At 59.8% G+C, this 13,217-nt stretch carries 11 protein-coding genes; 5 read left to right on the forward strand and 6 right to left on the reverse strand.

What is annotated here, in order from left to right:
* Positions 1-9 precede the first annotated feature (9 nt).
* The 4 genes from ACA065_RS05895 to ACA065_RS05910 are packed head-to-tail and all read right to left on the reverse strand — an operon-like array spanning position 10 to position 6,092.
* The gene (locus tag ACA065_RS05895) at positions 10-1,398 is read right to left on the reverse strand and encodes an ATP-binding protein (protein WP_497693702.1); all 1,389 of its coding nucleotides are present in this window, start codon (positions 1,396-1,398) and stop codon (positions 10-12) included.
* A complete protein-coding gene (locus ACA065_RS05900; protein WP_497693703.1) occupies positions 1,395-3,206 on the reverse strand; it encodes a DAHL domain-containing sensor histidine kinase in 1,812 nt (603 codons plus the stop codon). The genes ACA065_RS05895 and ACA065_RS05900 overlap by 4 nt, the downstream gene beginning before the upstream one ends.
* A complete protein-coding gene (locus ACA065_RS05905) occupies positions 3,203-4,159 on the reverse strand; it encodes a cytochrome-c peroxidase (protein WP_497695308.1) in 957 nt (318 codons plus the stop codon). Before ACA065_RS05905 ends, ACA065_RS05900 begins: the two co-directional genes overlap by 4 nt.
* Before the next feature lie 58 nt (positions 4,160-4,217).
* Complete coding sequence (locus ACA065_RS05910; RefSeq protein WP_497693704.1) at positions 4,218-6,092, reverse strand: putative bifunctional diguanylate cyclase/phosphodiesterase; 1,875 nt, start codon at positions 6,090-6,092, stop codon at positions 4,218-4,220.
* A 256-nt stretch (positions 6,093-6,348) separates the two neighbouring features.
* On the opposite strand from ACA065_RS05910, the gene nosR reads away from it, so the two are divergent.
* From nosR to ACA065_RS05925, 3 genes are read left to right on the forward strand one after another with little or no spacing between them, the layout of a single operon-like run.
* Positions 6,349-7,695, forward strand: coding sequence for a response regulator c-di-GMP phosphodiesterase, NosR family (nosR, locus tag ACA065_RS05915; protein ID WP_497693705.1), 1,347 nt, complete (start codon positions 6,349-6,351; stop codon positions 7,693-7,695).
* A gap of 48 nt (positions 7,696-7,743) precedes the next feature.
* Positions 7,744-8,157, forward strand: a complete 414-nt coding sequence (locus tag ACA065_RS05920; protein ID WP_497693706.1) for an NUDIX hydrolase — start codon at positions 7,744-7,746, stop codon at positions 8,155-8,157.
* The gene (locus ACA065_RS05925; protein WP_497693707.1) at positions 8,154-8,660 is read left to right on the forward strand and encodes a GNAT family N-acetyltransferase; all 507 of its coding nucleotides are present in this window, start codon (positions 8,154-8,156) and stop codon (positions 8,658-8,660) included. Before ACA065_RS05920 ends, ACA065_RS05925 begins: the two co-directional genes overlap by 4 nt.
* 112 nt (positions 8,661-8,772) lie before the next feature.
* On the opposite strand, the gene metR is transcribed toward ACA065_RS05925, so the two are convergent.
* Positions 8,773-9,690 (reverse strand): transcriptional regulator MetR, encoded by a 918-nt coding sequence (metR, locus tag ACA065_RS05930; protein WP_497693708.1) that lies wholly within the window; start codon positions 9,688-9,690, stop codon positions 8,773-8,775.
* Between the two features lie 193 nt (positions 9,691-9,883).
* Here metR and ACA065_RS05935 point away from each other — a divergent pair, with 193 nt between their 5' ends.
* Both ACA065_RS05935 and ACA065_RS05940 read left to right on the forward strand, forming a co-directional pair.
* Positions 9,884-10,903 carry an alpha/beta fold hydrolase gene (locus ACA065_RS05935; protein ID WP_497693709.1) on the forward strand — a complete coding sequence of 340 codons (1,020 nt, stop codon included), beginning with the start codon at positions 9,884-9,886 and terminating at the stop codon, positions 10,901-10,903.
* Positions 10,904-10,971: 68 nt separating this feature from the next.
* Positions 10,972-11,625 carry a DsbA family oxidoreductase gene (locus tag ACA065_RS05940; protein ID WP_497693710.1) on the forward strand — a complete coding sequence of 218 codons (654 nt, stop codon included), beginning with the start codon at positions 10,972-10,974 and terminating at the stop codon, positions 11,623-11,625.
* Between the two features lie 736 nt (positions 11,626-12,361).
* Here the strand turns inward: ACA065_RS05940 and ACA065_RS05945 are convergent.
* Positions 12,362-13,132, reverse strand: a complete 771-nt coding sequence (locus tag ACA065_RS05945) for a MipA/OmpV family protein (protein ID WP_497693711.1) — start codon at positions 13,130-13,132, stop codon at positions 12,362-12,364.
* Positions 13,133-13,217 lie beyond the last annotated feature (85 nt).

Raw genomic sequence — 13,217 nt, forward strand, 5'->3', positions numbered from 1 at the left:
CTTTTTAACCTACGCCGCCGTTTGGCGAATGGGCAGCACCACCCTGAAGGTGGTGCCTTTGCCCACTTCGCTGCTGACAGAAATAGTGCCATGGTGTTTTTTGACGATGCCGTAGGAGAGTGACAAGCCCAACCCCGTTCCTTCGCCCACCGGTTTGGTGGTGAAGAATGGGTCGAAGATTTTCTGCACGCTGTCCGGGGCAATCCCGCAGCCGTTGTCCGCCACTTCCAACCAAATAGTCTCGCCTTCCACACCGTTGCTGATGGTGATGGTGCCGCGCTCCGGCCCCATGGCTTGCGCGGCGTTGATCACCAGGTTCATCACCACTTGGTTGAGCTGCGACGCCAGGCATTCGATTTCCGGCAACGGCGCATAGTGCTTGATCACGTCGGCCTTGTACTTGAGTTCGCTGGCGACGACGTTCAAGGTTGAGTCGATGCCCTGTTGCAGGTTTGCCCACTGCCAGGTCTGGTGGTTGTCCACCCGGGAGAAGTCCTTCAAATCCTTGACGATCTGCACCACGCGGCCAATGCCTTCCTTGGATTCGCGCAGCAGTGTGGGAATGTCTTCCTTGAGAAAGTCCAAATCCAGGCGCCGACGCAAGGCTTCGAACTGCTCACCGCCCAGTGCGGTTTCTGCCTGTCGATAGGCATCGAGCATTTCTTGCAACTGGTTGAAGTAGCCGCCCAGGGTGCCGAGATTGGAGGAAATAAACCCCACCGGGTTATTGATTTCGTGGGCCACGCCGGCCGCCAGTTGGCCCAGGGAGGCGAGTTTTTCCGATTGCACCAGCTGGCTTTCCAGTTGTTTGCGCTCGTCGATCTCCAGCTGCAGGGCTTGGCTGGCCTGGGTCAGCGCCTGGGTGCGCTGTTCCACCAGGTGTTCCAGGTGGCTGGTTTGCAAGAACGCGCGTCGCGCCATGTCCCATTTTGCGGCCAGGGTATTAGCCATTTGCTGCACTTCAATGTTGTCGAATGGCTTTTTCAGGATCAGCAGCCGGTCATGGGCGTGCAGGCGAAACAGCAACGCCTCCCAGGAATAGTCCGAGTAGGCCGTGCACACCACGACTTGCAGGTTCGGGTCGACTTTCCAGAGTTCTTCAATGGTCTGCGCGCCATCCCAGCCTTGGGGCATGCGCATGTCGACAAACGCCAGGGCATAGGGTTTTTGCTCGGCCATGGCGACCTCCAGCAATTTCAGCCCCTCTTGGCCGCCGTAGGCCGAGTCCAGCTCGAAGGCGGGGCTTTGCAGCGTGTCGCTGGCACCAAATAGCGCAGTTTCCATAGCGTCCAGGGCCTGGTTCTGCTCCAGGGGCGGCATGAGGATTTTGCGGAAGTCTTCGTGAATTGACGGCGTGTCGTCGATCAGCAGGATGCGTCGGTTGGGGGCTTGGTTCATGCTTGGCCTGCTGCATCGTTGAGAGGGATTTGCAACGTGAACACGGCGCCTTTACCCGGCCCATCGCTGTGGGCGGTGAGGCGGCCATTCATTTCGATGGCGGCCAGGGCGCAGCTGTGCAGGCCGAACCCGTGGCCTTCCTTACGCGTAGTGAAACCGTGGGTGAAGATCCGCGTCATGTTGTCGGCCGGGATGCCTTCGCCCTCGTCCTTGACGCTGATCTGCAGGAGGCTGTCCTCCACCGTGGTGATCGACAAGGTGATCTGCCGTGGGCGGTCGGTGAGGTTCGACATGGCGTACTTGGCGTTGCTGATCAGGTTGACCATGATCAACAACAGCCGGTGTTTGTCCGCCATCAGTTCCGGCACCTCGGCGTACTCCTTGACCACCGTCACATGGTGACGACTCAACGCGCCGGAATTCATGCGCAGGGCGTCGTCCATCAAGGCGCTGATCTGCACCGGTTCCAGCAGGCTGGACACGCCGGCGTAGGATTGCTGAGTGGAGACGATGTCCTTGATGTGGTCCACGCTTTTGCTCAACTGCGCCAGCTCGTCGGTGAGGCCCTGTTGCTCGAGGGCGATGGCGTCCACCAATTGGTTGAGGTAGCCGGGCAGCAGTTTGCCTTTTTCGTCTTCGCGCAAGTAAGTACCCAAGTCGTCAGGGTGCTCGTTGATCAATTGCATAGCTCTGCCCAGCCCCAATGCCTTGCTGGTGCGTAGCTTGCGCGTGACCAGTTCGGCGGAGATATTCACGCTGTTGAGCACGTTGCCGACGTTGTGCAGCACATTGGTGGCGATTTCTGCCATGCCTGCCTGGCGGGCGCTGTCGAGCAGTTCGCTCTGGGCATCTTTGAGTTCCCGTGTGCGCTCCTCGACACGTTGCTCAAGGCTTTCATTGACTGTTTGCAAGGCGCGGTTGACCCGGTTGATCTCGGCAAAGCTGCGCAACAAGCGAATCGCCAGGTATAACAACAGCACCACCAGCAGCGCGGAAAATATCAACAGGTAACGGTGGTACTTCTGATCAATCAGGTCGACGGCGGTCTGGTCCTGGTTGAGTTGGGTGGTCAGGGCGTCCAGCTGATCGGACAGTGGAATTGCGGCGATGTGATCAAGCAGGTCGTTGACGATGGGTTGCTCGCGCAGAATCAGCGCAATGTGATTGCTGAGAATCTCCACCGGCACCTGGAATTCTGCCGGCAGGTTTTCTTTGTTGATCGCCAGTTTGCTCAGGCCCACGAGGATGTCTGCGGCTTTGTCGTCGCTCGTCACCTGAGCAAACTCCAGGGCGCTGAGCAGCAAGTCGTAGGTGTCGGTGGCGATGTTTTGCTGTTGCAGTTTGTCGGCGTCTTCCAATCGCAGAAAATGCGCCTGGATGTCGTCCTCGGCGGTGGGCAAAAAGGCCAGGGAGTTACGCAGCACCGCATTGTGCGACTTGAACTGCTCCACCAGCCGCGCCTTTTCCTGGATTGACTGGCGATAAGCGTCCTGCCCGGCCTGCCAATCGACCGGATTTGCGTGGTAGTGCAGCGCCTCGCGGCGTTCCAGAGTCGCCCACAATTGGTTCATCTCCTTGAGGGGCGCCACCAGCGGGTCATAGTTGTGGGTGAGGGCGATCCTGGCCTTGAGCACCTCGACGTCCCACTGGGAGTTGAGTTGCTTGATCTGGCGGATCAGGTCGCGGGACTCGGTGTAGGTGGTGGACTGGTCGCCGATCGACTTGAGGTACAAAAACACCAGCACTGAGGCCATTATCAGGGCGATGCCGCTGAGGGTAAGCAGGCTGGCGAGGCGTGATGTTTTCATAAGGGCTTGCCTGCCCATTCGCCGGTCAGTGTCTTGAGAAATTGGATAATCAGCGTCTTGTCCTCAGGTGAGGGAATTCGCCCCAGCTGGAACTTGAACATGATGTCGACGGCGTCCTCGAGGGTCTTGGCCGAGGCATCGTGAAAATACGGGGCGGTGACGGCGACATTGCGCAGGCTCGGCACCTTGAATACGTTGCGGTCTGCTTCGTCCCGGGTCAGTAGGTAGCGGCCCAGGTCAGCTTCGGTGGGGTTGCCACGGGCCTTGAAGTAATCGCCCATTACGCCGAACTTCTGGTACATGTTGCCGCCGATATTGGCGCCTTGGTGGCAGGCGATGCAGCCATAGTCCTTGAACCGCTGGTAGCCATATTTCTCCTCGATGGTGAGGATGTCAGTGTTGCCTTGCAGGTACTGGTCGAAGCGCGAATTGGGCGTGAGCAGGGTGCGTTCATAGGAGGCCAGGGCGTTTTGCACGTTGGCTGCCGTTACGCCGTCGGGGTAGATCTGCTGGAAAGTGGCCTGGTAGTGGGGCAGTGCCGATAAGGTCTGTACCACCGTCTTCCAATCGTTGCCCATTTCCATGGGGCTGGTGACCACCCCTTCAACCTGTGCCTCCAGCGTGTCGACCCGGGCGTCCCAGAATTGTTTGAAGTTGAGGCTGGCATTGAACACCGTCGGGGTGTTGAGCCCGACCGGCTTGCCATCGAAGCCCAGGGAAAATGCCTTGTTATCGCCACCCCCCATTTCCAGGTTATGGCAACTGGCGCAGGATTTGGTGTTATTGACGGACAGCCGTGTCTCGTTGAACAACTGGCGTCCCAATTCCACCGTTGCCGCATCCAGCGTCGGCACTGGTGGCAACGGTTTAAGCGGTTCATCCAGTGGCGCGGCCAAAGCGGGCAGGCAGGCGCCATACCCCAGGGCGGCGGCAATGCCCAGCGCCCGTGGCAACAGGCGAACAGAACGTGGCGTGGTGCGGCTCAAGGGCTCGCTCCTTGGGGGCAAAAGGTCAGTGGCCGGGCATCAGGCTGTGTTGCCCGGTTTGCAGTAATTGGGCGAAGTCATCGGCCGCGAGGGCTTTGCTGAACAGGAACCCCTGGCCTTCCTCGCACTGGTGCGCCTTGAGGAATGCCAGTTGCTCAAGCGTCTCCACGCCCTCGGCGACGATGTTCAGGTCCAGGCTTTTGCCCAGGCTGATGATTGCACTGATCAGTTGCGCATCCGGGCTGTTGTGGCTCAAGCCACGAATGAACGATTGATCGATCTTGAGCACATCAATCGGAAAGCGGCGCAAGTAGCTGAGGCTGGAATACCCCGTGCCGAAATCGTCAATGGACAGGCGCACGCCCAAGGTCTTGATCGCGCGCAGGGTGGTGAGCGTGTCCTCGACGTTTTGCATCAGCACGCTCTCGGTGATCTCCAACTCCAGCAAGCGCGGCGCCAGGCCCGTCGTCTCAAGGATCGCCGCCAGGTTGGCGACGAAATTACGCTGACGAAAATCAATCGCCGAGATGTTCACCGAGATGCAGATCGGCGGCAGCCCTGCAGCCTGCCAGGCGCGTGCTTGTTCGCAGGCCTGGCGCAACACCCATTGGCTCAACGGCACGATCAGGCCGCTGTCTTCGGCCACGGGAATGAACGCTGACGGGTAGATCCAGCCTTGGTCGGGCTGGTGCCAGCGAATCAGTGCTTCAGCGCCGACGATCTGCCCGCTGTTCAAGTCCAGTTTGGGTTGGTAGTGCAAGATAAATTCATTGCGCTGCAGCGCCAGCCGGATGGCGCTTTCAAGGCTTTGCTGTTCCTGAGCGCGCAGGTTCATCTCATCGATGAAAAAACTGAAGTCGTTGGGGCCGTGGTCTTTGACGGTGCGCATGGCGGTTTCGGCTTTTTTGATCAGCTCCACGGCGCTGCTGCTGTCATCGGGGTAAACACTGATGCCAACGCTTGCGGTGACGCTCAGGTCGTGGCCGGCCACATAGCGTGTGGTGCTGACGGCGGCGAGGAGTTTTTCGGCAATGTACTGGGTTTGTTGGGGATGCTTGATGTCGTTGAGGATCAGCACAAACTCGTCGGAGCCGTAGCGAAACACCGAATCCGATTCGCGCACTGTGGCTACCAGGCTCTGGCTGACGTGCTTGAGCATTTCATCGCCGACCGGGTGGCCCAGGGCATTGTTGATGCGCTTGAAGCGGTCCAGGCCGATAAACATCACGGCCAACTGCGTGTCATGGCGCCGGCACACGGCAATGGCTTGGGTCAGGCGGTCCCCCAGCAGTGTGCTGTTGGGTAATTCGGTCAAGGCGTCGTATTGCAGCAGATGCGAGACCTTGAGCAGTTCCTGCACGCGCTCCTCAACCGTGCGTTCAAGCCCGATCAACTTCTGTGCAGCGTCCTGCGCCAGCTGCCATTTCCAGGTCAGGGCAGTGGCCATCTGGCGGATTTCCAGGTCGTCGAAGGGCTTTTTCAGGATCAGCAACTGGTCGTCGTATTTGAGGCGCGCCTCAATGGCTTCGAAGGAATAGTCGGAGTAGGCCGTGCAGAGGGCGATTTGCAGGTGTGGGTCGACGTTCCACAGCTGTTCGATGGTTTCCAGGCCATCCCAACCCGGCGGCATGCGCATGTCGATGAACACCAGCGCATACGGGGCGTTGTCGGCCAGGGCCTTGTTCACCAACGCCAGGGCTTCCTGGCCCTGGTAGGCGGAATCCAGCATAAAAGTCTGGCGCACGGCCGGGGCGGTGCCGAACAGGGTTTCTTCGATGCTGTCCAGGGACGGCTGGCCGTTGGCATCGGCGCACAGGATCTTGCGGAAATCGGCATGAATCGACGCCGTGTCATCGACGATCAGAATGCGTCGGTTGGCCCTTCCTGAGCGCGGGGTCATGACGGGGTCCGAGAGGCGCGCAACTGCGGTTTCTGGCGCATAGGGCTTCCTTACCTTGAATGCTTCAATAAACAGGAACAGTCACCGGCTTCATGCCACAAGCATAGTCGGCTCCCTTGAATAAGTCGGCCAGTTGGCGTCAAATCACCTCAGTTATCCCGGCGTTCATCTAGCGCTCAATGCGTGAGCAAGTACAGCGATGGTTCACGTCGGGCCGCAATGAAGCAATCGTGTGTCATTGCCAGGAGGTGTCGCCATGGATGAACAAACTGCTACCACGTCCCCCTACACCCCTACGATTTTGCTGGTCGACGACGAAGAGTCGATCCTCAACAGCCTGCGCCGCCTGCTGCGCGGCCAACCTTATGACGTGCTGCTGGCCGGCAGTGGCGCCCAAGCCCTGGAAATCATGGCGGCCCGGCCCATCGACCTGGTGATGACCGACGCGCGCATGCCGGCGATGGACGGTGCGATGCTGCTGGCCGAGACCCACCGCCTGTACCCGTCCACCACGCGCATCCTGCTCACCGGCTATGCCGACATGAGCATGATGATCAAGGCAATCAACGAAGGTCAGATTCACCGCTACATCAGCAAACCCTGGAATGATGAGGAAATGCTCCTCACGTTGCGCCAGTCTTTGGAGCACCAGCACTCCGAGCGCGAACGGCTGCGGCTTGAGCAGCTGACCCGCGAGCAGAACGACCAACTGAAGGCGCTCAACGCCACCCTGGAAAAACGCGTCGTGGCCCGCACCAGCGAGTTGCAGCAAACCGCTGACATGCTCGACCTGGCCTACGATGAGCTCAAGCGCAGCTATGTGACCGGCACCGAAGTATTTTCACTGCTCGCCAACCTGCGGCTGCCCAAGCACAAGCAAACCAACCGCCAACTGATCGAGCTGATTCGGGTGTATTGCAAGGCACAGGCAATGGACGAAGCCAGCGCCCGCGACCTGACCATGGCCGCCGCGCTCTACAACATCGGCAAGTTGAGCTGGAGCGACAGCATGATGGCCGCGCCGTCGGACCTGCTGCACAGCACGGACCGCGAGCGCTATCGCGACTACCCGACCCAGAGCGAGTCGTTGCTGATGACCCTGGAGCCGATGAAGGACGCCGCACGCTTGATCCGCCATCACCAGGAGCGCTGGGACGGCACAGGTTTTCCGGACCACCTCAAGGGCGAGTTGATCCCCTCGGGTGCCCGGTTATTGAAGCTGGCCGTCGACTTTATCGAATTGCAGAAGGGCTTGATCCTCGAGCGCCATATGAACAGCGATGAAGCGCTGCTCTACATCCGTAAATACGCCGGCAAGCTCTACGACCCGGACATGGTGGAAGACTTCGTGCAGGCCTGCGCCGCGTTCCTCAGTGACGTGACACTGGGTGACCCGAGTGTGAAAGTCTTGACCACCCGCGAACTCACCGAGGGCATGGTGTTGGCGCGCAACCTCAATGCCGATAACGGCATGCTGCTGCTCAATGCCGGCAAGGTGCTGAACCTGCCGCTGGTGGACAAGTTGATTGCGTTTGAAGCGATGGAGGGGGCCAAGTACAGCGTGTTTATCAAAGAACCGGATGAGGCCCTGCTTTCAGATTGAGGCGCTTTCTGTGATCCTTGTGTCTTTGCATTACAAGGCAGTTTTGATATGACCTCTACTATCCGCATCGCCGCAGCCTTGCTGATCGGCAGCGACGGCCAAACCCTGCTGGTGCGCAAGCGCGGCACCCAGGCCTTCATGCAGCCGGGCGGCAAGATCGACGCCGGCGAGCAACCCGCGCAAGCCCTGGCCCGTGAGCTGTTTGAGGAATTGAACCTGCGCATCGAGCCGAGCGAAGCGGTGTACCTGGGCCACTTTTCGGCGCCTGCCGCCAACGAGCCTGGGTTTACCGTGGCGGCCGAGCTGTTTCAAGTGAACATCGATGTGCCGGTCAGGCCTGCGGCTGAAATCGAAGAAGTGCGTTGGATCGACCCGGCCGGTGACGGTGGCCTGGTCTTGGCGCCATTGACGCGTGATTTGATCCTGCCGTTTTATCGCGCTTCGCTGACCTGCGACGCATGATCATTCGCACGCTTGGGGCCAACGACGCCGAGGCTTATCGGGCGTTGATGCTTGAGGCGTATGGCGCCTATCCCCAGGCGTTCACCTCCAGCGTGGCGGAGCGCGCCGTGATGCCGTTGACTTGGTGGCAAAAGCGCCTGGGCAACCCGCTGGACCGGCTGCTCGGTGCTTTTGACGGTGACGCATTGGCAGGCCTCGTTGGCCTGGCCTTCGAGCCGCGTGAAAAGGCGCGCCACAAGGTGACCTTGTTCGGCATGTACGTGAACGAGGCTTACCAGCAGAGGGGCTTGGGCCGCCAACTGGTGGAGGCGGCGCTCACCGAGGCGCGCCGCCACTCACGGCTCAAGTTGATTCAACTGACGGTGACCGCCGGCAACGACGCCGCCTTTGCGTTGTACCAGCGCTGCGGCTTTATCCAGTTCGGCCTGGAGCCGCTGGCGGTGCGGGTGGGTGAGGACTATTTCGACAAAATCCACATGTGGTGTGAATTGAGAGACGTGTGATGGCTAATGTGGGAGCGGGCTTGCTCGCGAAAGCGGTGGATCAGTTAAAGACAAGTTGACTGACACACCGCCTTCGCGAGCAAGCCCGCTCCCACATGTTAGCCTGCGGCGCTTAACGCACTACGCTGACGCCGTCCAACGTGGAAAACGACGTGTCCTTGGCCGTCAGCAAAAAATCGCGCATGTACGGCGCATCCAACATGTCCGCTCGAATCCCCGCATACAACGTCGCAAACAGCCCTTTCTCGCCCAGACGCTTGGCTTTCACGTAACCGCGCGAGCTGTATTCATGCAGTGCCCAATGCGGCATGCCGCAGACGCCACGGCCGCTGGCCACCAGTTGCATCATCATCACCGTCAGTTCCGAGGTGCGCACCTGGGCGGGTTCTACGTCTGCCGGCTCCAGGAAGCGCGTGAAGATATCCAGGCGGTCGCGCTCGACCGGGTAGGTGATCAGGGTTTCGCTGAGCAGGTCTTCGGGCACGATGTACGACTTGTTCGCCAACGCGTGCTGGTTGGCCACCGCCAGCATGGCTTCGTAGGTGAACAGCGGCACGTAGGTAATGCCCGGCAGCTCCAGCGGGTCGGAGGTCACTACCAGGTCCAGGTCGCCCCGCGCCAGCGCCGGCAGTGGGGCGAAAGCGAAACCTGAGGCCAGGTCCAGTTCGACTTCCGGCCAGGCATCGCGAAATTGGTCGATGGTTGGCATCAGCCACTGGAAGCAGCTGTGGCACTCGATCGCCATGTGCAAACGCCCGGCGGTGCCACCGGCCAAGCGTGCGATATCGCGCTCGGCGCCACGCAACAGCGGCAGGGTGGCATCGGCCAATTGCAGCAGGCGCAGGCCGGCGCTGGTGAAGCGTAGCGGCTTGGTCTTGCGCACGAACAGCTGCATGCCCAGGCGCTCTTCCAGCTCTTTGAACTGGTGGGACAGCGCCGATTGCGTCAGGTGCAGGCGCTCGGCGGCTTCGACCAGGCTGTCGGCTTCGCGCAGGGCATGCAAGGTTTTGAGGTGACGGATTTCGAGCACGGGCTCTCCATGAAGACAATTTGTGAAGAAGCTGGGTAGCGTGAGTTTGTCTCATGTTGTGATGCCTGTCGACAAGGCATCGCCCGTGACCGCTGGGCACTCTTCATCAAACTGTCACAGAAGTGTGGCAGCGCGCTTGAACAAACTTCATCAGACTCGCGCTCTACTGGGGTTCTGCGTTTCGGTGTTTTTCATGCGCGTGTTGTTTTTACTGGCCGCTCTTCTGTTCGGCCTGCCGTCTTTTGCGGCTTCTCGATGTGATGTCAATGTCCCGACGCAAACGGTCGACCTGGCTCAGGTGAGCATCGCCTACCAGAGCATCGGCCGTGCGTCCGACCCTGCGTTGCTGCTGGTGATGGGCCTGGGCGGGCAGTTGATCCACTGGCCGGATGAAGTGGTGGTGGCGTTGTGCGAACAGGGCTTTCGGGTGATTCGCTACGACAACCGTGATGTCGGCCTGTCCACTTGGCGACAAGCCCCGGCCAGCGCCAACCTGACCTTTGAAGTGCTGCGCTACAAGCTCGGCCTGCCGGTGGCGGCGCCCTATACGCTGACCGATATGGCCGACGACGCCTTGGGGTTGATGGATGCGTTGCAGATCCGCCAATTCCACGTGCTGGGCGCGAGCATGGGCGGCATGATCGCCCAACACCTGGCGGCCATGGCGCCGCAACGGGTCGAGAGCTTGACCCTGGTAATGACCAGCTCCGGCGCTGAAGGCCTGCCGGCGCCGAACGCGGCGTTGGTGCAGTTGCTGTCGCGGCGCAGCGCGCCTAATCGTGAAGTGGCGCTGGAGCAACAGGCGGATTTGTTGGCCGCCCTGGGCAGCCCTTATGTGAAAGATGACCGCCAAGCCTTGCTGCACCAGGCGGCGCTGTCCTATGACCGCGCCTTCAACCCGGACGGCGTGAAGCGCCAGATCATGGCGATCCTCGCCGAGCCCAGCCGCGTGCCCTTGCTCAACCAATTGCGCGTGCCGACGCTGGTAGTGCATGGCACTGCCGACCCGTTGTTGCCGGTGATGCACGGCGTGCATTTGGCCGCGCATATTCAGGGCAGCCAGCTGAAACTGATTCCGGGCATGGCGCATCGTTTTCAGGAAGCGTTCAAGGCCCCGCTGTTGACGGCCGTACTGCCGTATTTGAAAGCCCATCGTGAAGATGCCGCGCATTGGGCACAGATTGACTTGGGCGAGCCTTCGAAGGTGTTGTGAAGTTGGTGTATCGTGCAACCTTTTACGGCACGTTAATGCCGACAAGAATGCCAGCGAGGTTGCCTGCCATGAGTACTCCCCTGAAAATCGATTTCGTCAGCGACGTGTCTTGCCCCTGGTGCATTATCGGCCTGCGTGGGCTGACCGAGGCGTTGGATCAACTGGGCGCTGAAGTGCAGGCTGAGATTCATTTCCAGCCGTTTGAGCTGAACCCGAATATGCCTGCCATCGGGCAGAACATTGTTGAGCACATCACTGAAAAGTACGGCTCCACTGCTGAGGAATCGCAGGCTAACCGTGCGCGTATTCGGGACTTGGGTGCGGCGTTGGGCTTTGCTTTCCGTACCGACGGTCAGAGTCGTATCTACAACACGTTTGATGCGCATCGGTTGTTGCATTGGGCGGGGTTGGAGGGGTTGCAGTACAACCTGAAGGAAGCGCTGTTCAAGGCTTATTTCACTGATGGTCGGGACCCATCCGATCACGCGACTTTGGCGATTATTGCTGAAAGTGTGGGGCTGGATATCAAGCGTGCTGCGCAGATTTTGGCGTCTGATGAGTATGCCGCTCAAGTGCGTGAGCAGGAGCAATTGTGGATTTCCCGGGGGGTGACTTCGGTGCCTACGATTGTGTTTAACGACCAGTACGCGGTCAGTGGGGGGCAGCCGGCTGAGGCGTTTGTGGGGGCGATTCGGCAGATTATCAGTGAAGCGAAGGGGTGATGGGGGGCTGAGTGCATAGCCGTTGCTGCGGCCATCGTGATTAACGGGGCGATCTCAGATCAAAAACAGAGCTGCTTTTCTGTGGGAGCTGGCTTGTCGGACCGCCGAACCGCTGCGATGCAGACACCTCGGTACATCAGGCATAGCCAGGTGATGCCATCGCAGCGGTTCGGCGGTCCGACAAGCCAGCTCCCACACTTGACCGAGTACACACATCTACCTGGTGTACTGAGCTCAAAAATGTGGGAGCGGGCTTGCTCGCGAAGGCGGTGGGCCAGTAACAGATGAATTGACTGACACACCGCATTCGCGAGCAAGCCCGCTCCCACATTTAGATCTCATTCCATCAGATGGATACTGTGTTGCCGTGCTTTTGCCCTGCTGTTGCTTCTACCACTCAGGTCGGCTACCAGGCCGCCGTGCTGTAGATTTTGATCTTGATTTTGATCTTAGGCGCCCCGTTAAACCACGCTGGCCGAACGCAGGCTTTGGAGCGGGGGTAAACCGGCAGGACGCCGGTTTAGCCGCGCTGGGCCAAGGATGGCCCATCGCGGCGGCCCCCGCTCCAAAGCCTGCGTGAGGGCACACCGAGCCGGAGGCGAGGTGCCGAGTGGTGGGGCAAGAGCCTTTTGGTTACTTTTGGGCTCTTTTCAAAAGTGACCCGCTGTAAGAGCGGAACCAATAGCCGCCCCAACCCAAATAACGGATATGCACCTAGCAGCCACCCCCCAAAACGTCAGTCAAACTTATAGCTGATCGCCGTCTGCACCTGCCCCTGATTCACATCACCCGTCTGCTTGACGATAGTGCTATTAGCCGCCGACCCCACCAAACGCGTCCAACTCGCGCTGGTCAACAACGACCAATGCGCATCCAGCGGGAACTCGAAACTCTGCGTCAACGTCAGGTTCTGAAACCCCGCACTGGCGTTATAAGCGCGAATACCCGAAGCCGCAGATTCCTTGTCATCGACACCAAAAAACGTCTGCGTCTGGCGAGCATCGGCAAAGTGCGCCATCAGCCCGGTGCTGCCGATGATGCCACCACCGAGCGGGTAGCCCAGCTCGCCGCCGAGTTTGCCCAGCACGCCACTTCGATCACGCCCGCCACCCACGGCCTGGCCCACCTGCGCATACACACGCCAGAACTCGGCCGGTGCGTATTGAATAAAACCGCCGACTTCAGCCATATCCGGTACATCGCGCAAACCGCGCAGCGAGCCATTGGCCGTACGCCCCGACAGGTAATTGATGTAAGGGCCGGCGGTAATGCCGTTGGTATTCAGTGCGCTCCAGGTCAGGCCATCGTCGGTGCCCAGGCTGACACTGCCCCAGTCCAGATCGAAATAGGGAATCGGCTGTGTTTCGTAGCGGCTGCCGGTTGGATCGTGAGGCTGATAACTCACCCCGGCACCGACTTCACCGGTAATGCCGTCAGCCAATACCGAGCTGGAGAAGCCCCACAACCCGAGTAAACCGGCGAACACCGCAGAAGTAACCTTGGACATGAAGCGTATTCCTTATCTGAACATGCGCGCATTCACGCGCGAAGCGCATCCCTGGCGCAAGCACTCATCTTGTTTGTAGCAAGCT

The organism is Pseudomonas sp. LBUM1640, from assembly GCF_059716225.1.

Bases quoted from the DNA above. Each gene is read 5' to 3' on its own strand.
- ACA065_RS05920 (WP_497693706.1), top strand. From the start codon at position 7,744: ATGACCTCTACTATCCGCATCGCCGCAGCCTTGCTGATCGGCAGCGAC.
- nosR (WP_497693705.1), top strand. From the start codon at position 6,349: ATGGATGAACAAACTGCTACCACGTCCCCCTACACCCCTACGATTTTG.
- ACA065_RS05910 (WP_497693704.1), bottom strand. From the start codon at position 6,092: ATGACCCCGCGCTCAGGAAGGGCCAACCGACGCATTCTGATCGTCGAT.
- ACA065_RS05935 (WP_497693709.1), top strand. From the start codon at position 9,884: ATGCGCGTGTTGTTTTTACTGGCCGCTCTTCTGTTCGGCCTGCCGTCT.
- ACA065_RS05945 (WP_497693711.1), bottom strand. From the start codon at position 13,132: ATGTCCAAGGTTACTTCTGCGGTGTTCGCCGGTTTACTCGGGTTGTGG.
- ACA065_RS05895 (WP_497693702.1), bottom strand. From the start codon at position 1,398: ATGAACCAAGCCCCCAACCGACGCATCCTGCTGATCGACGACACGCCG.
- ACA065_RS05925 (WP_497693707.1), top strand. From the start codon at position 8,154: ATGATCATTCGCACGCTTGGGGCCAACGACGCCGAGGCTTATCGGGCG.
- ACA065_RS05940 (WP_497693710.1), top strand. From the start codon at position 10,972: ATGAGTACTCCCCTGAAAATCGATTTCGTCAGCGACGTGTCTTGCCCC.
- ACA065_RS05900 (WP_497693703.1), bottom strand. From the start codon at position 3,206: ATGAAAACATCACGCCTCGCCAGCCTGCTTACCCTCAGCGGCATCGCC.